Annotated in this window: 16 protein-coding genes; 5 read left to right on the forward strand and 11 right to left on the reverse strand. The window is 65.8% G+C overall.

Annotation, left to right across the window (positions count from 1 at the left end):
- Window positions 1–89 precede the first annotated feature (89 nt).
- Genes VSX79_RS10400 through VSX79_RS10410 form a run of 3 tightly spaced genes read left to right on the forward strand, consistent with a single transcriptional unit; the run spans window position 90 to window position 2,631 of the window.
- The gene (locus VSX79_RS10400) at window positions 90–1,046 is read left to right on the forward strand and encodes an alpha/beta hydrolase (RefSeq protein ID WP_326913299.1); all 957 of its coding nucleotides are present in this window, start codon (window positions 90–92) and stop codon (window positions 1,044–1,046) included.
- Window positions 1,043–1,621 carry an FMN-binding negative transcriptional regulator gene (locus VSX79_RS10405; RefSeq protein WP_179495673.1) on the forward strand — a complete coding sequence of 193 codons (579 nt, stop codon included), beginning with the start codon at window positions 1,043–1,045 and terminating at the stop codon, window positions 1,619–1,621. Before VSX79_RS10400 ends, VSX79_RS10405 begins: the two co-directional genes overlap by 4 nt.
- Window positions 1,618–2,631, forward strand: a complete 1,014-nt coding sequence (locus tag VSX79_RS10410; protein WP_326913300.1) for a histone deacetylase family protein — start codon at window positions 1,618–1,620, stop codon at window positions 2,629–2,631. The genes VSX79_RS10405 and VSX79_RS10410 overlap by 4 nt, the downstream gene beginning before the upstream one ends.
- A 64-nt stretch (window positions 2,632–2,695) precedes the next feature.
- Here the strand turns inward: VSX79_RS10410 and VSX79_RS10415 are convergent, their stop codons facing one another.
- Window positions 2,696–3,082: a hypothetical protein gene (locus VSX79_RS10415; protein ID WP_326913301.1), complete on the reverse strand. Its 387-nt coding sequence runs from the start codon at window positions 3,080–3,082 to the stop codon at window positions 2,696–2,698.
- 113 nt (window positions 3,083–3,195) lie between these two features.
- Window positions 3,196–5,388, reverse strand: coding sequence for a TonB-dependent receptor (locus VSX79_RS10420; protein ID WP_326913302.1), 2,193 nt, complete (start codon window positions 5,386–5,388; stop codon window positions 3,196–3,198).
- Between the two features lie 293 nt (window positions 5,389–5,681).
- On the opposite strand from VSX79_RS10420, the gene VSX79_RS10425 reads away from it, so the two are divergent.
- Together VSX79_RS10425 and VSX79_RS10430 are read left to right on the forward strand one after the other, a co-directional pair.
- Window positions 5,682–7,811 carry a S9 family peptidase gene (locus tag VSX79_RS10425; protein ID WP_326913303.1) on the forward strand — a complete coding sequence of 710 codons (2,130 nt, stop codon included), beginning with the start codon at window positions 5,682–5,684 and terminating at the stop codon, window positions 7,809–7,811.
- Window positions 7,812–7,946: 135 nt separating this feature from the next.
- Complete coding sequence (locus VSX79_RS10430; protein WP_179495667.1) at window positions 7,947–9,083, forward strand: sensor domain-containing diguanylate cyclase; 1,137 nt, start codon at window positions 7,947–7,949, stop codon at window positions 9,081–9,083.
- A gap of 64 nt (window positions 9,084–9,147) precedes the next feature.
- Here the strand turns inward: VSX79_RS10430 and VSX79_RS10435 are convergent, their stop codons facing one another.
- The 9 genes from VSX79_RS10435 to VSX79_RS10475 form a co-directional block, all read right to left on the reverse strand.
- Window positions 9,148–10,455 carry a sugar MFS transporter gene (locus tag VSX79_RS10435; RefSeq protein WP_179495665.1) on the reverse strand — a complete coding sequence of 436 codons (1,308 nt, stop codon included), beginning with the start codon at window positions 10,453–10,455 and terminating at the stop codon, window positions 9,148–9,150.
- Window positions 10,456–10,501: 46 nt separating this feature from the next.
- Complete coding sequence (locus tag VSX79_RS10440) at window positions 10,502–12,982, reverse strand: glycoside hydrolase family 3 protein (protein ID WP_326913304.1); 2,481 nt, start codon at window positions 12,980–12,982, stop codon at window positions 10,502–10,504.
- A gap of 89 nt (window positions 12,983–13,071) precedes the next feature.
- Entirely contained in the window at window positions 13,072–14,265 is a 1,194-nt protein-coding gene (locus VSX79_RS10445) for an MFS transporter (RefSeq protein WP_326913305.1), read from the reverse strand.
- Window positions 14,258–15,319, reverse strand: a complete 1,062-nt coding sequence (locus VSX79_RS10450; RefSeq protein WP_326913306.1) for a LacI family DNA-binding transcriptional regulator — start codon at window positions 15,317–15,319, stop codon at window positions 14,258–14,260. Before VSX79_RS10450 ends, VSX79_RS10445 begins: the two co-directional genes overlap by 8 nt.
- Window positions 15,319–16,260, reverse strand: coding sequence for a glycoside hydrolase family 16 protein (locus VSX79_RS10455; RefSeq protein ID WP_326915248.1), 942 nt, complete (start codon window positions 16,258–16,260; stop codon window positions 15,319–15,321). The genes VSX79_RS10450 and VSX79_RS10455 overlap by 1 nt, the downstream gene beginning before the upstream one ends.
- Window positions 16,260–17,759, reverse strand: coding sequence for a tryptophan halogenase family protein (locus VSX79_RS10460; protein ID WP_179495657.1), 1,500 nt, complete (start codon window positions 17,757–17,759; stop codon window positions 16,260–16,262). Before VSX79_RS10460 ends, VSX79_RS10455 begins: the two co-directional genes overlap by 1 nt.
- Window positions 17,756–18,787, reverse strand: coding sequence for a cupin-like domain-containing protein (locus tag VSX79_RS10465; protein WP_326913307.1), 1,032 nt, complete (start codon window positions 18,785–18,787; stop codon window positions 17,756–17,758). The genes VSX79_RS10460 and VSX79_RS10465 overlap by 4 nt, the downstream gene beginning before the upstream one ends.
- Window positions 18,780–19,499, reverse strand: a complete 720-nt coding sequence (locus VSX79_RS10470) for a SapC family protein (RefSeq protein ID WP_179495653.1) — start codon at window positions 19,497–19,499, stop codon at window positions 18,780–18,782. The genes VSX79_RS10465 and VSX79_RS10470 overlap by 8 nt, the downstream gene beginning before the upstream one ends.
- 14 nt (window positions 19,500–19,513) lie before the next feature.
- Window positions 19,514–21,061 (reverse strand): tryptophan halogenase family protein, encoded by a 1,548-nt coding sequence (locus tag VSX79_RS10475; RefSeq protein WP_326913308.1) that lies wholly within the window; start codon window positions 21,059–21,061, stop codon window positions 19,514–19,516.
- Window positions 21,062–21,084 lie beyond the last annotated feature (23 nt).

Below are 21,084 nucleotides of genomic sequence, written 5' to 3' on the forward strand. Positions count from 1 at the left end.
CTGCGGTGATTGGCCCGTTTGGGCGATAGAGGCGATCGTGTAAAAGCTATCAGGCGATCAAAGGATCGTTTCGAGAGGATATGCCAATCATGTCAAAGGGCTTGAGCGCCATGCAGGACGACATGGCCGACCCCGATATCCGCCGCTTTGTCGATGCCATCAATGCCGCCTACGCCGAACATGCCGCGCCCGCGGGCGCGAGCATGGCGACGCGCCGCGAGGTCGCCGAACGCGTGCGCCGGCCGTGGCGCGAAGGTGGCCCGATAATGGCGGAGACCCGCGAACTGGACATGGGCGGCGTCCGCCTGCGCCTCCACCGCCCGGTCGCGGACAAAATATTGCCCGTCATGCTCTATATCCATGGCGGCGGCTGGATGCTGTTCAGCGTCGACACGCACGACCGGCTGATGCGCGAATATGCGGCGCGCGCGGGTATCGCGGTGGTCGGCATCGATTACAGCCTGTCGCCCGAAAGCAAGTTTCCGGTCGCGCTGGAGGAGTGCGCCGCCGCGCTCGACTGGATCGCGTCGCAAGCCGAGGCGCTGAACCTCGACGCGAGCCGCCTGCTCATCGGCGGCGATTCCGCGGGCGCCAACCTCTCGGTCGCGACCTGTCTGTTGCAGCGCCAGCGCGGGCGCCCCCTGCCCGCGGCGATGCTGCTCAACTATGGCGCGTTCGACCCCGAACGCACGCCGAGCTATGCGCGCTTCGGCGCGGGCGACTATTCGCTCGAAGCCGACGAGATGGACGCATTCTGGGCTGCCTATGTCGATGGCGCCGAACAGCTTGCCGACCCGCTCGTCGCGCCGCTGCGCGCCGACCTCACCGGCCTCCCTCCCGCTTTTCTCGCGATCGCCGAATGCGACATCTTGGCCGACTGCAACCGCGCCTTCACCGGCAAGCTTGAAGCGGCCGGCGTCCCGACCCATGCGGTCACCTATAAGGGCGCGACCCACAGCTTCCTCGAAGCCATGTCGATCGCGCCGCTCGCAAACCGCGCGCTCGACGAGCAGGCCGCATGGATCCGTGATATCGTAAAGACATGACCTCGCCCTACGAACCGCGCGATGCCGCCGACATAAGCCAACTCGTCGCCGACTACCCGCTCGCCTGGCTCGTCTCGCGCGATTTTCACGCGAGCCCGTTGCCGCTGATCGCCGAGACCGATGCGAGTGGCGCGGTCGCGGCGCTCTTCGGCCATTGCGCGCTTCGCAACCCGCTCGTTGCCGATTTCCGCGCCGACCCGCGCGGGCTGGTGCTGTTCAACGGGCCGTCGGGCTACGTCCCGACCAGCCTGCTGTCGAAACCCGATTGGGCCCCGACGTGGAATTATGCCGTGCTGCGCTTCGTCGTCGAGGTCGAGTTCGTCGAGGGCGAAACGAAGGACGCTATCGAGCAGCTCGTCGCCAGGATGGAAGACGGCGGCTGGTCGACAGCGAGCCTGGGCACACGTTATGACACGATGCTCGATCAGATCATTGCCTTTCGCGCGCACGTCCGTTCGGCCGAGCACAGCTTCAAGCTCGGGCAGGATGAAAGCCCGCAGGGCTTTGCCGAGATCGTCGCGGGGCACGGCGACCGGACGCTCGCGCTATGGATGGAAGGACAGGCAAAGAGGTGAAGCTTTTCTTCGACGATCGCCAGTTGGCCCACGCACCGTCGCGCGAGCTGCACAATGGCGACTGGGTGCCCTATGCCGAGAATGTCGAGCGCCCGCGTTCCATTGTCGATGCCTTCACCGACTGGCGCCCCGTGCGCGACTTCGGCATGGCGCCGCTGCTTGCCGTGCATGATGCCGACTATGTTGCTTTCCTCGAACGCGCGCATCGCGATTGGCTCGCAGCCGGACGCAGCGGCGATGCGATCGGCTATACCTTCCCGATCCGGCGGCGCCGGCCGCTCGCCTTCGGCCGCATCGACGCCGACCTTGGCGCTTACAGCTATGACGCCGGAACCCCCATCGCGGCCGGAACCTGGCAATCGGCCTATTGGTCGGCGCAGGGCGCGGTGACCGCGCTCGACCATCTGGCGAACAGCGGCGAGGCGCATGCCTTCGCGCTGTGCCGCCCGCCCGGCCATCATGCCGGGCGCGACTATATGGGCGGCTATTGCTACCTCAACAACGCCGCGATCGCGGCGCGCGAGGCGCACAACCGCGGCCTTGGGCCGGTCGCGGTGCTCGATATCGACTATCACCACGGCAACGGCACGCAGGACATTTTCTACGAGGATCCGGGAGTCTTCTTTTGCTCGATCCATGCCGACCCGCGGACCGACTATCCCTTTTACTGGGGCCATGCCGACGAAACCGGCGAAAGTGCGGGCAAAGGCGCGACACTCAACCTCCCCCTGCCGCGCGGCACCGACGGACAAAGCTATGCGCCCGCGCTCGACACCGCGCTCGCCGCCATCTCGGACTGGGGCGCGCAATTCCTTGTCCTGTCGTTCGGTGCCGATACCCACAGCAGCGACCCGATCTCGAGCTTCGCGCTCGAACGCGAGGATTATGTGACGCTGGCAAGCCGGATCGCCGCGCTCGGCATCCCGACGCTGATCGTGATGGAGGGCGGTTATGCCGTCGGCGACCTCGGCAAGAATGTCGCGGCGTTTCTATCGGGCTTTCAGGCGTAACGCCCACTTTGGGGTGGGAAGACGCCGGCCGGCTTTCGATGCAAGACGATGAGTTATCAGACGGTCAGCACGGAGTGTCGGCAAACGGATATGCCACCACCTGATGCTGATCTTCGAACACGATATAGCCAGGGCGTTTGGTTCTGAGCATTGACACGCGCAGTCCATATTCCTCCAGAACCCGCTGATACTCTCGCATCCGTTCGATGTGCTCGACCGCCGTGTCGCGAAACCAGCTTAACGCCTGGGCTTTCGCGTGAGGCTTCGAAGAAACCGCGAAACGAGTCGGCACTGGAAGATTATTTCTGAACCAAGCACGCAGCACTTCCAGATATTCCAGATCACTCACAGCCATCTGGCCGCTCAAGACCAGAGTTTCCCCTGCTTGAAACAGCCCCTGCCGCCGACCTGAATCTTCATCCAATGAGCCAATTACAAACCTGATAAACATCAGTCAGGCTTTAGCGGCATCTCGCCATAGCGTTAACGGCAAATTCCGGTCGTTTCCGATCGCTCTCAAGAATGACCGCCCCGCCTTGCCGGCGGGGCAGCCCTTCCCTGTCCTCAATCCAGGCTGAAGCGCAGGCTCGCGCCGATCGTGCGCGGCCGTGCGACCGACCCCGCGAACGCGAACGGCGCGTTCAAAATGCCATATTGGTTGAACAGATTCTTCGCAAAGACGCTAAATTCGATCCGGTCGTTCACCGTGACCGACGCGTTGAGATCGACCAGATGAAAATCGCCCTTCTCCAGCGACCCGGCGAAATCGACCGGCGCGCTCGACAGATAGCGGTGCGCGATGCCGAACCGCGGCTTCATCGACATGTCGGGAAAGCTCAGGTCGAGCGAGTTCGACAGCGTCCATTCGGACGCCCCCGGCAGGCGCGTTCCCTTGGCATAACCGCCCCCCGGCGCAAAACTGTCGGGGAGCAGCGTCGACAGGCGCGCGTCATTATAGGCGATGTTCGACGAGAAGGTCAGGTTGCGCGTCGGACGCAGATTGAGGCTGATTTCAACGCCGTCGATATCGGCGCCGCCGCCATTCACCGTATAGGCGTTGAAATCGACCGGCGTGAACAGGCGCGCCTGCACATTGCCCCAGTCGATATGATAGGCGGTGACATCGACGCTCAGCGTCCGGTCGATCAGGTCGAACCGCGTCCCGACCTCGTAATTCTTTGTCGTGTCGCTTTCAAAGGTCAGCGGCAGGCCGGGCACCGCGGCCGAATAGACGTTGACGCCGCCGATGCGGAAACCTTCCGAATAGAGCGCATAGATCATGAAGTCGTTCGATGGCTTGTACGTCAGCGAGACTTTCGGGATGAAATCCGAATCCTTGCTCGCCGCCGGGGCAAAATCGAACGGATCGACCAGATTGGCGTTAGGCAGATATTGCAGCCGCGGGCGCGAGCGATATTCGAACAGGCGCCCGCCGACCGTCAGCGTCAGCGCATCGACAATGTCGAACGACGCTTCGCCGAATATCGCCTTTTCGGTCACGCGGTTGCTGCTGATCGTCCGCGTCGCGAGGTCGCCGGGAGCAAGCTCGCTGCCCGGCTGGCCGTCGAACTCGCCAGGGTTCGCGTCGATATAATCGGCGATGCCCTCGATAAAGGTGCCGTCGGTGTTGTTCGACCGCAGCCGCGTGTAATTGGCACCGATCAGCCAGCGGAAGCGTCCGCCGTCGGGCGAGGCGAGCCGGAGCTCGCCATATTCGGTCTTCGACTTGCCGTCGCTGCTCGCGAGTTCGGGCGTGTCGGTGCGCGGGTCGTTGCCGCCGAAGATCGAATTGTCGAACGCCAGGTTGGCTTTCTTCTCGGTATAGCTGCCGACCGCCGTCAAGGTCGCAAAGCCCAGATCCTGCTCGAGCCGCAGGCTGTGCATCATGAAGCTCGTGTCCTGAAACTCGGCCACGTTGGTCGCGCGGTCGAACGTCTTGGGCGGACCGAAGATCACATAGGTCTGATCGTCGAGATCATATTCTTGATACATGCTGAGCGCCGAAATGCGCGTCGCCTCGGTCGGGGTGAAGACGATCGACCCGCGCAGGCCCCTGACCCGCAGGTCGTTGCTGCCGTCCTCGCCGAGCAGCGTGTTGTCGAGATAGCCCGCGTCGTAGCGCTGGAGCGCGACGAGGCGGACGGCGAGCTTGTCGGTCGCGATCGGCAGGTTGACCATCGCCTTCGCGGCATAGCTTGCCTCGCCAGCGCCCTTGGTCGTCGCAAGATTGCCCTCAAACCCCGCATCGAAACGGCTGGGATCGGCCTCGTTCACCACATAGTTGATAGCGCCGCCGAGCGATGACGATCCGAACAACGTGCCCTGCGGCCCGCGCAACACCTCGACGCGGCTGACGTCGAAGCTGTCGACATCGGGGATAACGAGCGGGAAGCCGGGTTCGATCAGCGGGACTTCGTTGAGATAATAGCCCGTCGTCGCCTGGTTCGCTTCGTGATAGGTCGATGAGGCGACGCCGCGGATTACGACTTCGGACACGCCGGGCTGATAATCGTTGAACACGACGCCGGGGACGCGCGTGATATAGTCGGAGAGACTTTGCGCGTTGAGCTTCTGCAGCGTCGCTTCGCTGACCGCGCTCACGGAACCGCTGACGTCGCGCACCGACTGTTCGCGCTTGGCGGCGGTGACGACGATCTCGCTGTCATCGGTTTCCTGCGCGGTCGCGCCCGTCGCGGACCCCAGCGCCAGGATCGAGATGCCGCACACGGCGACCCGCCGGATCGATGCAAACCCCATTTTTGCCTCCCTTTTTTATAATGCCTATTGGTAGGAAAATCCGATGCTCAAGCTATCACGCGAAACTGGCGTGACGGCGATGGTCGGGCCATAATCCAGCCGGATCGGGCCAGCACCTGCACGCGGGAAAGCGCAGTTTCGCGAGGGCCAGCGGTCAAATTGCCCGATCGATGGATTGGGCGGCCTGATCGGCGCAGTAAGCCATTCGTGCCATCATAGACTGGACGCGATATCCCCGCCGGTCGAAAGAGGGTCGCATGCACAGCATCGAAAACAAAGGTCGGAGAGCGTTTATGGGCAGCGTCGCGGCGGCGGCACTTATGCTCGGGCATCGCGCTGGCTGGGCGCGCGAGGCGGGCGGACGCTGGCCCAAGATCACACCCCCGCAATCGCCGCGCATCTCGAACCCGATCGAGCAATTGGGCCGGTCGCGCGACGATTCCTACAGCTGGATGAAGTTCATCCCTGCGAGCGGCGAACGCAACCGGACCAACCTGCCCGCCCCGGTCGCGAAGATGCTGACCGGCGAAAACGCCTATGCCGACGCAATGCTGAAACCGACCGAAGCGATGCAGGCCGAACTGGTCCGCGCGATGCTCGCGCGAAGCGCCGGCGCGGTCGCGGCTCCGGCGCTCGAAAAGGACGGCTGGCGCTATTCATCGGCGATTTCCGAAGGCGAAACGCACGCGCGCTATAGCCGCCAGCGCGACGGCGGACAGGCCGAACTGCTTGTCGACGAAGGCCTGCGCGCAAAGGGCCAGCCCTATTTTCGTAGCACCGGCCACCAGCCGAGCCCCGACCATCGCTGGTTCGCATGGGCCGAGGATGTCATCGGCAACGACCGCCACCGCATCTGTATCCGCGACAACGCGAGCGGCGCGATCCGCACGATCGTCGACAAGGACGCCTATGGTTATGGCGGGCTGGTCTTTTCGCCTTCGTCGCGCTGGCTATTCTGGATCTGGCGCGACGCGCGCAACCGGCCGACGCGGCTCTATCGGACCTCGGTCGACGGCAAGATCACCGACCTCGTCTATGAGGAAAAGGACCCGGCGATCTTCATGTCGGTCAAGCGCACCGCCGCCGACGGCTTTGTGGCGCTGACGCTCGCGGGTCCCGAAACCGCCGAGGTTCGCCTTGTATCGGCAGCGAATGAAACCGCCGCCCCCACCACGGTCTGGCCGCGCAAGGCCGGCGTGCGGTACGAGATCGACGAGTGGGACGGCAGCCTCGTCGCGCTGACCGACCGGGACGATGCGTTCGACATGCAGCTCCTGCGGCTCGATCCCAGGGATTTCGGAACGCTTGCGACGCTCGTCCCGCATCGCGCGGGGACCCCGATCCTGCAAATCCTGCCATTCAAGACGGCGCTGGTCCGGCTCGAACGCATCGAGGGACTGCACCGCCTCGTCATCCTCCGCCCCGACGGCTCCGAACAGGCGATCACCTTCGACGATCCCGCCTATGCGATCGAACTGCCGGGCGAGCAGGCGTATGACGCATCGTCAGCGATGATCGTCCATCAGTCGCCCAAGTCGCCGCCACGCTGGATCCGCGTCGATCTTTCGAACGGAGAACAAAGGGTCGTGCGGCAACAGACGATCGCGAACTTCGATCCGGACGATTATGAAGTCGAACGCTTGGCCGCGCCCGCCCCCGACGGCGAGATGGTGCCGATCACCCTGCTCTCGCGCCGCGGCATGGCGCGGGACGGCAAGGCGCCGCTCCTCCAATATGGCTATGGCGCCTATGGCGTGCCGAGCGATCCGGAATTTTCGATCCCCGCGCTCGCGCTCGTCGACCGCGGCTGGCGCTATGCGATCGCGCATGTGCGCGGCGGGTCGGAGAAAGGGCGTCGCTGGTTCCTCGGTGGACGCAAATTCACCAAACGCAACAGCTTCACCGACTTCGTCGCCTGCGCCGAACATCTCGCTGCCGAAGGCTATACCGCGAAGGGCAAGGTCGTCGCTTACGGCCTCTCGGCTGGCGGGCTGCTGGTCGGTGCGAGCATGAATATCGCCCCGACGCTCTGGGGCGGCGTGATTGCGAAGGTGCCTTTCGTCGACATGCTCAACACGATGAGCGATGCAGCGCATCCGCTCGTCCCGCTGTTCCGGCCCGACTGGGGCGATCCGCTCGCCGATCCGAAGGCCTATGACTATATCGCCTCGATCTCGCCCTATGAGAATGTGCAGGCAGCCTCCTATCCGCCGCTGCTCTGCACCGCGGGGCTGAAGGACGACCGCGTCGCCTATTGGGAGCCGGCGAAGCTCGTGGCGGAAGTGCGGCGGAGGTCGACGAGCGGCAATCCCGCGATGCTGATGACCGACATGGACAGCGGCCACCAGGGCAGCGCCGATCTGGCGAGCGAATATAAGGAGAAGGCGCTCTTCTGGGCCTTCGCCATGCGCTGCGTCGCATAGGCGCGAAGCTAAATCGCTGATTTGACGAAAGGATCGCCGCGGCCTCCGGGCACGCGGCGACGGGCTGCGGCAAAATCCCGCCGAATCGGTGCAAATCGCGCTTAAATCCGGCTGCGCCCGCTCGTTAAAGCTCGCATGACCACCAAAGCGACAGCATCGAACGAGCCGGTAGGGCGGCTCCTTGGTTGGCTGGGGCTTCGCCACGCACGCGGCGGCGCCCCCGAAGAGGGCCACGCGCCCCCCGACCCCGGCGGCCCGCGCCTTCTGGCGCGCGAGGCGCGCTACGAGCTCGCGGCGTCGATCACCTCCTTTCTTGTCGATAACGACCTCGACGTGTCGCCGACGAACCTCCTGCTGGCGCACGGCGCCTTTTCGGGACGCAACCCGCGGCTCGCGCGGCAGATCGTCGCGCAGGCGCAGACCGCCGAAGGCATCACCCAGAAATGGCTCAACGAACTCGACGAACAGGAAGCGGGCCAACCCGACCGCGTCGAACTCGACCGGCTGATGACGCGGCTCGAAACCAATATCGAGGCATTCCAGGCGAATACGAAGGAAGCCCGGACCGTCACCAGCGACTATGGGATCGAGCTCGAACAGCATGTCACCGATCTCGAGCAGCTCGAAAAGACCGGCCGCATCGTCTCGAGCCTCGCCGACCTTGCCAAGGTCATGCTCGAACGCACGCGCAAGGCCGAGGACGATATGCGCAAGAGCGAGGACGAGGCAAAGGCGCTACGCAGGAGCCTCGAGCGCGCCAAGCGCGACGCCGAACTCGACTATCTGACCGGCCTGCCCAACCGCCGCGCCTTCGAGGTGCTGCTCGACCGCCATCACAAGGAAGCGCGCGCCGCGGTCGAACCGCTCAGCGTCGCCTTCTGCGACATCGACGAGTTCAAGAAGGTCAACGACATCCACGGGCACGAGGCGGGCGACCGCGTGATCAAGGCGATCGCCGACACGCTGGCGCGGATTTCGAACGATCATTGCCATGTCGCGCGCCACGGCGGCGAGGAATTCGTCATGCTGTTCCGCGGCCTGACCCCGACCGAGGCCGCGCAAAAGCTCGACGACGCCCGCGAAGCACTCGCCGACCGGCGCCTGATCAACCGCAAGACCGACGAGCCCTTCGGCCAGATCACCTTCTCGGGCGGAGTCGCCGACGTCTTCGGCTATGGCGACCCGCGCGCCGCGCTCAAGGCGGCGGACGAAGCACTCTACAAGGCGAAGGCCGCAGGCCGGAACTGCATTCGCATCGCCGACCCGGCATGAATTCCCGCGAGGGGGCGGGAGCCCGCGGACGGCCGGCGCCAGAGCCGGCCGCCCGCGGCAATCGTTACGCGGTCGCCTGGCGCGCGGCCGCCCACAGGCCGAAACTCGCGATGATCGCGTAGCAGATCAGCGGCACCGCCAGCGCGATACGTATATCGCCGCTGAGATCGGCCACCGTTCCGAACAGAAACGGCACGATGGCCCCGCCGATGATAGCGGTGCACATGATGCCCGATCCCTGCGGCGTTCGTTCGCCCAATCCTTCGGTTGCGAGGCTGAAGATCGTCGGGAACATCAGCGAATTGCAGAAGCCGACCAGAATCAGCGCCCAGCCCGACAGCGCGCCGGTCGTCACCGCCGACAGCAGGATCAGCGAAATCGCCCCGGCCGCAAAGGTGGTGAGCACGCGTCCCGGCTTGGCCAGCCGCAGGATGAAGCCGCCGAGCAACCGGCCGACCAGAGCGCCGAGCCAGTACATCGCAACCAGCTTGCCCGCGGCCTGGAGCCCCAGCCCCATCACGCTCGGTTCGGCCAGATAGGCCATCAGGTTCGAGCCGATCGCCACTTCGGCGCCGACATAGACAAAGATGCACAGCGCGCCGAACTGGACGCGGCGGTTGTGGGTCAAGAGGCCCCAGGTGCCCTCAAGCTTTACAGCGTCGGTCCGGGCGTGGTCGAGCGCCGACCGGTACATCCAGAACACCGCCGCGATGACCAGCATCAGCACGCCGAGCCACATATAGGCGGTGCCGATCGACGCGCCCTCGGCGACGCGATAGGCCTGAATTTGCGCCTCGCTCGCGGTGTCGGCATCGATCGGCGTCGAATCGCCGAGCAGAAAGGTCGCGCCGCCATAGACCATCAGGAACACGCCGATCGAATTGAACGCCTGCGCAAAGGTCAGCCGGCTGTGCGAGGTTTCGACCGGCCCCAGCGTCGTGATCACCGGATTCATCGCGACCTGCAAAACCGTGATCCCCGCGCCGATGCAGAAGAGCGCGGCGAGGAAGCCGGGGTAGGACGCCGCGGCCGACGCGGGGATGAACAGGAAGGAGGCCGCCGCAACGATGATGAACCCGAGCACGAAGGTGCGAATATAGCCGAGTTTGGACATGATGATCCCGGCGGGGATCGAAAAGGCACCATAGGCGATGAAGAACGCCATCTGCACGAGGTTCGCCTCGGCGTGCGTCAGGTGGAACATCGGCTTGAACTTGCCGACCAGCAGATCGTTGATGTTCGTCACCCCGCCGAGCAGGAAAAACACCGCGAAGGCGAGGATCAGCACGACTTTGGTGCCGCCCCCTCCCTTGCCCGGCTGTTCGACCGCGTTCGGGTCCACACTCGTCGCAACGCTCGGCGCCAATGCCATGTCTCTCTCCCAACCCTGTTTTCTGGCTATCCCGCGTCCGGTCTTGTCATTTTGCGGCGGGTGGGCAAGGCAGATTCTCGCCGACGGCCTCGACATTCGTATTCAGCAGCGTCGCGGCAAAGCCCTTGTCGCCCTTGACCGTCACCGCATTGTCGACCTGCCGCAAATTGGCGCCCGCATCGGCGAAGCAGCGGAGCGGCAGCTTGATCGTCGAAACCTGCCCCTGCGGCGCCGCCTTGACCATCTCCGAAATGTCGAACGCCTTGCCGCCGAGCGCGAGGCTGACCGGCGCGCCGCCGGCTGCATCGATCCGCCAGTCGACGCGAAGCGCGAAGCTGTTGTTGAGCTGGCGCGACAGGTCCGCATAGGGCCCGGTCAGTTCGAGCGTCGCGGGGCCGGTCCAGACAAACGCCTTGCCGTCCTCCTGCGCGCGCACGTCGACCGAGCGCGCCGCGATCATGCCGCCGGGGCTTGCGATCGGCGCCGATTCCACCGGGCGCTTGCCGCCCGCATCGGTGATCGAAAGCACCCACGGCGCCCGCGCGCGACCGCCCGAGAAGAAGTTCTCGACATTCAGCGCCGCCGAAATATCGACGCCCAGCTCTTCCGAAAGCTGCGGCACCGTCGCTGTGTCGCCATATTTCAATCCGTAACCGACCGCGAACTGCGGCTTTTCGACGGGCGAGCGCGCGTCGGAGGGCCAGGCGAAAGGTAGCGTGCCGGTAAAGCCGCGCACCGTCTTGCCGTCCTTGCCCGCGACGAGCACGTCGGCGACGCCGGCACCCTGCGAGCCCGGCAGCCAGGCCGCGACGAAGGCGTCGGAGGCATTGATTTCGGGGTTCGTGAACATCGGTCGTCCCGACAGGAAGAGCGCGACGACCGGGATTCCCGCGGCCTTCAGCTTCTTCAGCGTCGCGAGGTCTGTCGCGTCGGTCGGCTGGTAATCGAGCGTCGCGACGTCGCCCTGGAATTCGGCATAGGGCGCCTCGCCGAACACGACGACCGCGACGTCGGGCTTCTCCTTGAAGACGCCGCCTTCGGACAAGGTCGCGACGCCGCCCGCATCGCGCACCGACTTGTCGAGCGCTTCCCAGATCGTCTGCCCGTTCGGGAAGTCCGAGCGCACGACGTCGGTCCCCTGCCAGCTGATCGTCCAGCCGCCCGACTGGATCGCCATGCTGTCGGCCGCGGGCCCCGTGACGAGCACGCGCGCGCCGGGCTTGATCGGCAGCACGCCGCCGTTGTTCTTCAGAAGAACCAGCGACTTGGCGACCGCTTCGCGCGCCACGGCGAGATGGTCGGGCGTGCCGACCGCCTTTACGACGCTGCGATCGACATGCCCTTCCGGAAACAGCCCGAGCTTGTATTTGACGCGCAAAATGCGGCGCACCGCATCATCAAGGCGCGCGGCGGGAATGGTGCCGTCCTTCGCCTGTTTCAGCGTCGTATCGTAAAGCCCCTTCCAGCTGTCGGGCGCCATGAACATGTCGAGCCCGGCATTGATCGACTGCGCGCAGTCGGTGACGCTGCACCCGGCAACCTGCCCATGCCCGTTCCAGTCGCCGACGACGAAGCCTTCAAAGCCCATCTTCTGCTTGAGCGCGTCGGTCAGCAGCCCCTTGTTGCCGTGGTGCTTGACGCCCTGCCAGCTCGAGAAGCTCGCCATCACGGTCAGCGCGCCGGCGTCGATCGCGGCTGGGTAACCCATCGCATGTTTGGCGATCAGCTCTTTCTCGTCGACCTTCGCGTCGCCCTGATCCTTGCCCTCGAACGTTCCGCCGTCGGCGAGGAAATGTTTGGCGGTCGCGGCGACATGGTTCGCATCGACGGTCTTGCCCGGGGCGAGCGTCCCCTGAAGCCCGAGCACCATCGCCTTCGCATAATCGGCGACGAGCCTGGGGTCGGAGGCATAGCCTTCATAGCTGCGCCCCCAGCGCAGATCCTGCGGTACGGCGAGCGTCGGCGCGAAGGTCCATTCGATGCCGCTGCCCGCGATTTCGGCCGCCGTCACCGCGCCGATACGCTGGATCAACTCGGGATCGCGCGCCGCGCCCAGCCCGATATTGTGCGGAAAGAGCGTCGCACCGGGGATGTTGTTGTGCCCGTGGACGGCATCGACGCCGAAAATGATCGGGATCGCGACGCCATTTGTCTGCGGCCGCATCGACACCGCGCGAAACTCGCCGACCAGCTTCGCCCAGTCGGCGGCGGTCGAACGCTCATTGCCGTTGGGCCCGCTGTTGCCGCCCGCGAGGATCGAGCCGAGCGGATAGGTTTCGAGATCCTTCGGCGTGATCGTGCTGATGTCGGCCTGGATCAGCTGGCCGACCTTTTGCTCGACCGTCATCTTTTTCATCAGCGCGCCGATGCGCGCTTCGGTCGCAGCGTCGGTGATGGCGGCCGGGCTTTTCGCCGCGGGCCAGAGTTCGGGATGGACGGCCGCGGCCTCGCCTGCGTCCTGCGTTGCTGCCATTGCGGTTCCCGCCAGAAGCAGCGCAGTCGCGATCACCATTGCCTGTCGGCGCATCGTCTCTCCCATCCCTCGTATGTGAACGTTATCAAGGCTCGATGTCGCATAGCGGCCGGATGAAATCAAGCTCTCTGTTCGGTGCGGGATCAGCGCGCGCGAGGCATCGTCGCGAGGAGGAGCACCGCGATCGCGGTCAGCCCGGCAAGCAACAGGAAAAGCGCGTCGAATCCGAAGCCGGGGACGAGCGAAATGGTCAGCCAGGGCATGATGAGCGACGGCACGGTGTTGGTCAGGTTGAAGATGCCGAGGTCGCGCCCGCGCCGGTCCGAACGCGGCAGGATGCGCAGCGTCTGGCTGGCGTGGAGCGAGAGGAACACCGTCGTCGCGACGCCGAAGACGAGATAGCTTGCCTTGGCCATGTCGGCTTCGGTCGCAAACGCCATGCCGATCATCCCTGTCGCCGATATCGCCGCGCTGGCGACAAGCGGCAGGAAAGGCCGGTCGTTGCGGTCGGCCCAGCGTCCGCTCGCCAGCGCGATCGGCACCGCGAGCGTCAGCGCAATCCCGAAAATACGCGCCTTTTCATTGTCCTGCATATCGGGGTCGATCGACCGGAACCAGAAATAGAGATAGGCGAACAGCGCCGCCTCGGCGATCTGGACCAGCAGGCGCGCGAGCCACATCCGCACCGCGGGGCCGCTCGGCCGCCGCGGCAGCGCAGCGTCCGCGCGCAAGGGCGGCGCGGTCAGTTCCGGGAATGGGCGCGGCCGGCCGAGCAAGAGAACGGGCAGCACCGCGCCTGCGACGAGCAGCGCGATGACGACCAGCCGGCTGTCGTCCGACACCAGCCCCGGCCAGGTCACGAGCGCCCCCGACCAGGCGCCAAGCGCGGGCGAGAAAGCGAGCAGCCCGCCGAGAAGCCCCTTTTGATCGTCGGGAACGCAGTCGCCCGCCCAGGCGGCGAGCGGCCCGAGCATCATGTTGAGCGTAAGCTGCCACCCGATGACGATGCCGACGAGCGTCCAGATATCCTCCGCCAGCGGCACGAGCATCAGCAAGGCGATGCTGAGGACCAGCCCCGCGAGCACCCACGCGCGCCGGCTGTGCGTGCGGTCGCTGAGCCAGCCGAAAAGGATGCCCCCGATGCTCGCCGCGATCGCGCCGAAAAAAGTGACGTAGCCCAAGGTCTGGACGTCGGCCGGCCCCGCCAGCTCGGTCATTCGCGACGGCAGCCAGATCGTCAGGAACGGGACATAGGCGATCGCCCCGCCCGCCGAAGCGAGCGCGTAGAGAAGCAGGAACGGGAGCGACTGGCGCCGCGCCGCGGCGGTGTCAGCCATGCCCGACCGCCGGCGCGGCGGTCGACCCGCGCGCGACGAGCCCGCCCTGCACGCGCGTCGGCTCGACCGGACGCGGCGCCCCGCGCTGCGCCGCGATGATCAGTTCGACCGCGCGTGACGCGGTTTCGGCAACCGGCTGGTCGACCGCGGTCAGCGCCGGCTGGGTGAAACGCACCACGGGCGTATTGTCGAAGCTGACGATCGAGAGCTGCCCCGGCACGCCCAGCCCCCTTTCGCGCGCAACTTCCAGTGTCGCGAGCGCCATCTGGTCGCTGCTCGCGATGATCGCGGTCGGCGGGTTCGCACCGCCGAGCAGTTGCCGTGCCGCGGCGGCGCCCGAAGCATAAGTGAAATCGCCCTCGACGAGCAGCCCGGCGGTCGGCAGGCCCTCGGCCGCCATCTCGGCTTCCCAGCCGTCGATGCGCCAGCGGCTGAGGCTGTATTCGGGCGATCCCGCGATGAAGCCGATACGCTGGTGGCCGAGGTCAATCAGGTGCCGCGTCGCGCGCCGCGCCGATCCCTCATCGTCCATCGTCAGCGCGATCCCCGCCGCGCCGCCGCGCGACCCGATGCGCGCGAAGGGGATTTTTTGCTGGTCGAGCAGGCCGACGATCAGCGGATTGTCCGAATGCGGCGGGGTCAGGATGACGCCGTCGGGCTGCAGCGCCGCGATAGCCGCGCGCAGTTCGCGCTCGACATGGTCGTTGTGCGTGTCGACGAGTTCGAAGATCATGCGATAGCCATATTCGGCGCATTTCAGCATCCCGCCGAGCAGCATCTGGTCGACCCAGTCGACGCCCTGCCGCCCCTGCCAGTCGGCAATCGTGCGCTCGCGGTCGTTGATCGCGAGGATCAGATAGGATCTGGACCCGCTCATCCGCTGCGCCGCGATCGAGGGCACATAGCCGAGCTTGTCGATCGACGCCTGAACGCGCTCTTTCATCTCGGGCCGGACATTGGGCTCGTCGTTGATGACGCGGCTCACCGTCTGCAGCGACACACCCGCGTCGGCTGCAACATGCTTGATCGTGACCGACTGCCGCCGACGCCCCATTATTCGTCTTGATCCCCCGTGCTGCCGCAATCGCTAACGGCATCACCGCCACATTGCCAGACGCGAACCCAATCTATTTCCATGTTTTTGGGATAGCCGCTTTCATCGACTCCCTTCAGCCCGCGCCCCTCGGCGAGCCCGCCACCGACCGCGAGGTTCAGGATCAGGTGAAAGGGCCGGTCGAACGGCGCCGCGGGCTCGCTCGATCCGCTCGTCGACCACTCGCTCGCGACGCGCGTCGCATAGGGTTTGCCGTCGACCGTCCAGACGATCTTGCCCTTTTCCCAGACAATGCCGAAGACGTGGAAACCGTCGAGCGGGGCGGGAAGCGCGGTCTCGTCGCCCTTATATTTGTTGTCGGGCCATTGCCCGCCGAAATGGAGCGTGCCGAGGATGCGGTTCTCGATCCCGCCCGCGCATTCGTCGCACCGCACGCCGAGGTTCACCGCCTCCAATATGTCGATCTCGCCCGACGCCGCCCAGGTGCCGTAATGACTGGCCTCGGGCAGCATCCAGATCGCGGGCCACGTCCCCTGCCCCTGCGGCAACTTCGCGCGCACCTCGATCTTGCCATAGGTCCACGCCGCCTTGCCGCGCGTGACGAGGCGGGCGGAGGTAAAGCGCTTCGTCGCCTGCGCCGCCGCCTTCTCGGCGTCGCCGCGCTGCGACAAGGGAAAGGCGGGCCCGGTCATCGCCTCCTTGCGCGCGGTGATGACGAGCTTGCCGTCCTTGATCGCCGCATTGGCGGGCCGGTCGGTATAGCATTGGCGTTCATTGTTGCCGCCGCCCCAGCAATCGACGTCGAAATCCCATTTGCCGCGGTCGACCGCGCTTCCGTCGAACTCGTCTGACCAGACGAGCCGCCACCCGGCATCCGCGCCCTGCTGCGCCGTAGCAGCGGCCGGCGCGGCGGCCAGCATCAGGATCGCCGCAGCGCGCATCACGCGGCCTTCGGCTCCTCGGCGCCGCAATAGCGCGCGACATAGGCGTGATGTTCGGGCAGCGTCGCGACGGTCTGCGCGATATTGTCGCGCAGCGTCTGGAACAGCCGCTCGACCTCGTCGTCGCGCAGCTTGGCGGCGATCGGGTGATAGGTCTGCGGCTCGATCCCCTGCCCCATCATCACCTGAACCCAGCTATTCTCGGCAAATAATTCCTCATATTTGCGGAACACGCGGCCCGTCTCGCGGAACAGCTCGATCTTTTGCTGCAGCGAGTCCGGAACCGGCATGTTCGCGACATGGCGCCAGAAGGGGCTGTCGCGGCGGTTGGTCGCCTTGTAATGCAGCACGACGAAATCGCGGATCTGCTCGATGTCGAGCCGTTGCTGGTCATTGAATTCCTGCGCGTCGCGCTCGCTGACACGTCCGTTCGGCATCAGGCGGATGAAACGCAGCACCGCGCGCTGGATCAAGTGCACCGTCGTCGCCTCGAGCGGCTCGACAAAGCCCCCCGCAAGGCCGACGGCGACGCAGTTGCGGAACCATTGTTTGCGCCGCACCCCGCCCTTGAACTTGATGTCGAACGGTTCGATCAGCGGCTCGCCGACGCTGCCCATCAGCCGGTCATAAGCCTCGTCGCGCGACAGATAGCCGCTGGTGTAGACGATCCCGGCGCCCATCCGGTGCTGCAGCGGGATGCGCCATTGCCAGCCGGCGTCGTGCGCGATCGCCTGCGTATAGGGCATCGGCGGGCCGAGATGCTTCGACTGCACCGCGATCGCGCTGTCGTTGGGCAGCCAGTGGCTCCAGTCCTCGAACCCCGCGTGCAGCGCGCCGTCGATCAGCAGGCCGCGAAAGCCGGTGCAGTCGACGAACATGTCGCCCTCGATCCGCCGCTCGCCGTCGAGATGCAGCGCGGCGATGTCGCCGCTCTCGCCGTCCAGCTCGACGCGCGCGATCTTGCCCTCGACGCGCGTGCACCCATCGGCCTCGGCGAGCTTGCGCAGATAGCGGCCATAAAGCGTCGCATCGACATGATAGGCATAATTCATCCGCTCTTCGGGCAGGTGCGCGAACTTGCCCTGCATCCCGGCGACCAGCTCGAGGCAATAATCCTCATAGGGCTGTTCATGCCCGCGTTCGCGCGCGTTGAGCCAGAAATGCTGGAACCCCGCCGACCAGTGATCCTTGCCCGACAGGCCAAAGCTGTGGAAATAGCTGTCGCCGTCGTGCTTCCAATTGTCGAACAGGATGCCGAGCTTGAACGTCGCCTGTGTCGCGCGCATGAATTCGGGCTCGGGGATGCCGAGGATGCGGTTGAAATTGACGAGCGGCGGAATGGTGGACTCGCCAACCCCGATCGTCCCGATCGCCTCGGACTCGACCAGCGTCAGGTCGACCGTGGGCCCCATGGTGCGCGCGATCGCCGCCGCCATCATCCAGCCCGCGGTGCCGCCGCCCGCGATGACGATGCGCTGGACCGGTTTCCTGTCGCTCATTTGCTCAAAGCCCTCAGCAAGAAGGCGCGCAGCCGCCCCGCCGTATCGGACGTGAGCGGGGCGAGGATGCTGCGCGCGGTTTCGGGAATATGGTCGGTGACGCTGGCGTCATTGTCGAATACATAATGGTCGAACTGCTCGCGCCAGATCGCCTTGTCCTCGGCCGGCAGGTCGCGGATCGCGAGGATCGCGTGATTGAGCGCCGCCTGCGGCTGGCCCAGCCAGGCGGGCGTGCGGCGCCACCAATAGTTCACCAATATGTTGAAGTCGGCGAGCCCCTCGACATGGTGCCACCACATCGACGGGATGAAGATCGCGTCGCCGGGCTCCAGCTCCACCGTCAACGCCTCCGCCATCGCATCGACGAAGCGCGGGTGGGCGGCAAGGTCGGGCGCGTCGAAATCGACCATGCTGACGACGCGCCCCGCCGGCGTATTATCGATTGGGCCGAGATAGAGATTACGGAACGCGCCCGGCGGGAACAGCGTGAACCGGCGGCGTCCCACGGCGCAGCAGGCGAGATTGTCGGGAAAGTCGTTGTGCGCCGCAATCTTGGTGCGCGTGCCGATCCAGATGCTTTTCAGCGGATCGCGGTCGCCGAGGTCGATCGGGTTCGCTTCGTCGAGCCCGTCGAAATGCGACGGAATATCGATCGACGCCAGATAGACGGTGCGCGCCTCACCGCGTTCCTCGGCCGTATCGATGCCTCCGAATATATCGGCCAGCTTCCCGGTCCCGACGCGGAAATTCATCGCCATGTCGTCGTCGTAGAACAGCCGCCCGTCATGTCCCGGCGGGCCGATCGACACTTTGAAAGGCCGGTCGCGGGCATGTTCGAGCAGAAAGGCTCGCGCGTCGCGCGCCGACCTTTTGCCCGCCTCGACCAGCGGCCAGCCGGCGGCAAGCCCGCGAAGGACAAAGGGCTCGCGCGCGCCTTCGAGCAACGCGCCCGGCCCCGCCCCCTTATCCCATGAACGCTCGGGCACCCGCGCGAGGCGGTCGGTAAAGGCGCCGCCCTGTTCAGCCACTGCCGAGCCTGCGGTTCTTGCGCGCGACGAGCGCCGACAGCTGCGACAGCGAGGCAAGCGCCATGAAGATCGGCATCAGATGCCCCGCCGCGTGCAGCGCGCCGAGCGCCTCGCCATCAAGCGCGCGCAGCTTCGCCTCGTCGATGATATGGAACCCGACGAGCGAATTGATCGACCCATCGTCGAGTGTGACTTCGAGGTTGAAGGGTTCGAGCAATTCATAGGCGTCGAGCGCGTCGAGAAAGGCCTTGCTCGCGCGATACCCCTCGTCGAGGTCGCCAAGACGCTCGGCGATCTGGTCGAGATAGGGAGTGGGCGCGCCGTCGGCGTCGAACAGACGAATGCCCTCCCCGCCCGGCGCGATGCGCGGGTGCTCCAGGTCGACATGCACCTGTCCCGGCCCGTCGCCGCTCGCCGGGCGCCCGATCAGAAAGGGCTGGATCGCGAGCGACAGCGGCCGATAACGCGCGTCCCAGCGGTCGCCGTCGAGAAACAGATTTTCGCCCGATTCAAAGCCGAGCAAGGCGACCGCGATGAATTCGTTGCGGTCGATCTCGCGCCGGAACAGGATCGGGAAATGCCCCTGGATGCTGCGAAACTCGTTCGGCACGGTCAGCGTCGCCATCACCCCGTCGCCAAGGTCCGCACCCGCCTCCGCCCGAACGCGCAGTTCGCGATGGGTATTTTTGTTGAGCACGGCATGCTGGGTCATTCGGGTCTTTCTTCCTATTCGGCCGCGACGCGATCGGCGGCGAGCGTGTCGAGGTAGGCGCGGTTCGTCGGCAACCCGGCGGCAAGCGTGCGCGCGCGCTGCCGCATCTCGGCCAGCGCCGCCAGCGCGCGGTCGCTCGCGGGCCAGCCGGCGGGGGCCGGAAATCCCATGCCATAGAGGATATACTGGTGGCTTTCCGCCGAGAAAATCTCGTCGACATAGGGGAAATCCGACGAGGATGGCGGCTGGTCGCGCCATAGCGTCAGCAGGTCGGCCAGATGCGGCGGGATATGGTCGGGGTCGCGGTGCGCGCGCCAATAGGGTTCGTCGCGGCGGCTGAGCACATAATGGAGCTTCAGGAATTCGACGATGCGGTCCCAGCGATAGCGGAACAGCTTGTTGAAGCGCGCCGCGTGGATGTCCATCGCGGCGCGGTCGGCCGGGAAATTGTCGGTGAGCGCGCGCAGCGACAATTCGATCAGCACGATCGCCGACGCTTCGAGCGGCTCGATGAAACCCGCCGCGAGGCCGATCGAAAGGCAGTTTTTTTCCCAGAAGCGCGCGCGGTGGCCGGTCCGGAAGCTGATATGCTTGAACGGCGCGCCGAACGCCCCTTCCTTGGGCAGCGCGCCGGGCAGTTCGCGCGCGATATAGTCGCGCAGGATCGTCTCCGCGCGTTCGGCGTCCATGAAACGGCTCGAATAGACGCAGCCGATGCCGCGCCGCGACGGCAGGCCGATATCCCAGATCCAGCCGGCCTCGTGCGCGGTCGCGATCGTTTGCGATGCGATGGGGCTGCCCGGCGGCACCGGCACCTGCGAAGCGATCGCGCGGTCGTTGAACGCATGGTCGCTGCGGTCGATCCACTCGACGCCGAGTTCGCCGTCGATCAACAGCCCCTTGAAGCCGGTGCAGTCGATGAACAGGTCGCCCGCGACCTCGCGCCCGCTGTCGGTGGTCAGCGCGGCGATATCACCGTTCGCGGCGCGCCGTGCGCCGGTGACGCGGCCCAGGATATGCTCGACGCCCAAAACCTGCGTCGCGTGCACCGACAGCAGCGCCGCGAATTTTTCCGCGGCGAAATGATAGGCATAGTTGGCCGCGCCCTGATAGCCGGGCATCGCGCGCTGCCGCGGCGCGAGATGCTGCTTGCAGACCGCCGCCTGCGCGCTCATCGCCGCCGCGAACGGCTGGTCGGGGGCCGAGGCCTGCCACGCGGCGAGCAATTCGCCGAGCGGCACCGCCGGCGGCGTGGTGAAGGGGTGGAGATAGGAATCGCCCGCCGAGCCATCGACCCAGCCGTCGAAACGCGACGCCTGCTTGAACGCCCCGTCGCAGGCCGCGAGGAACTCGGTCTCGTCCAGCCCGATCGTCTGGAGCGTCGTTCGCATCGTCGGCCAGGTGCCTTCGCCGACGCCGACGATCGCGACGTCGGGCGCCTCGACCACCGTCACCGACAGCGGCGCCGCCTTCGCCCGCCGCGATGTCGCGAGCAGCGACGCCGCCAGCCAGCCGGCGGTGCCGCCGCCCACGATGACAACCCTCTCGATCGCGCTATTCATTGTCACCGATCCTAGGCTACGCT

The organism is Sphingopyxis chilensis (assembly GCF_035930445.1).
GTDB lineage: Bacteria > Pseudomonadota > Alphaproteobacteria > Sphingomonadales > Sphingomonadaceae > Sphingopyxis > Sphingopyxis chilensis.

What these genes read in the sequence shown, in the direction of transcription:
- VSX79_RS10445 (WP_326913305.1), bottom strand. Translation starts at nt 14,265, where the DNA reads ATGGCTGACACCGCCGCGGCGCGGCGCCAGTCGCTCCCGTTCCTGCTT.
- VSX79_RS10405 (WP_179495673.1), top strand. Translation starts at nt 1,043, where the DNA reads ATGACCTCGCCCTACGAACCGCGCGATGCCGCCGACATAAGCCAACTC.
- VSX79_RS10440 (WP_326913304.1), bottom strand. Translation starts at nt 12,982, where the DNA reads ATGCGCCGACAGGCAATGGTGATCGCGACTGCGCTGCTTCTGGCGGGA.
- VSX79_RS10475 (WP_326913308.1), bottom strand. Translation starts at nt 21,061, where the DNA reads ATGAATAGCGCGATCGAGAGGGTTGTCATCGTGGGCGGCGGCACCGCC.
- VSX79_RS10430 (WP_179495667.1), top strand. Translation starts at nt 7,947, where the DNA reads ATGACCACCAAAGCGACAGCATCGAACGAGCCGGTAGGGCGGCTCCTT.
- VSX79_RS10425 (WP_326913303.1), top strand. Translation starts at nt 5,682, where the DNA reads ATGGGCAGCGTCGCGGCGGCGGCACTTATGCTCGGGCATCGCGCTGGC.
- VSX79_RS10435 (WP_179495665.1), bottom strand. Translation starts at nt 10,455, where the DNA reads ATGGCATTGGCGCCGAGCGTTGCGACGAGTGTGGACCCGAACGCGGTC.
- VSX79_RS10400 (WP_326913299.1), top strand. Translation starts at nt 90, where the DNA reads ATGTCAAAGGGCTTGAGCGCCATGCAGGACGACATGGCCGACCCCGAT.
- VSX79_RS10470 (WP_179495653.1), bottom strand. Translation starts at nt 19,499, where the DNA reads ATGACCCAGCATGCCGTGCTCAACAAAAATACCCATCGCGAACTGCGC.
- VSX79_RS10460 (WP_179495657.1), bottom strand. Translation starts at nt 17,759, where the DNA reads ATGAGCGACAGGAAACCGGTCCAGCGCATCGTCATCGCGGGCGGCGGC.
- VSX79_RS10450 (WP_326913306.1), bottom strand. Translation starts at nt 15,319, where the DNA reads ATGGGGCGTCGGCGGCAGTCGGTCACGATCAAGCATGTTGCAGCCGAC.
- VSX79_RS10420 (WP_326913302.1), bottom strand. Translation starts at nt 5,388, where the DNA reads ATGGGGTTTGCATCGATCCGGCGGGTCGCCGTGTGCGGCATCTCGATC.
- VSX79_RS10455 (WP_326915248.1), bottom strand. Translation starts at nt 16,260, where the DNA reads ATGCGCGCTGCGGCGATCCTGATGCTGGCCGCCGCGCCGGCCGCTGCT.
- VSX79_RS10415 (WP_326913301.1), bottom strand. Translation starts at nt 3,082, where the DNA reads ATGTTTATCAGGTTTGTAATTGGCTCATTGGATGAAGATTCAGGTCGG.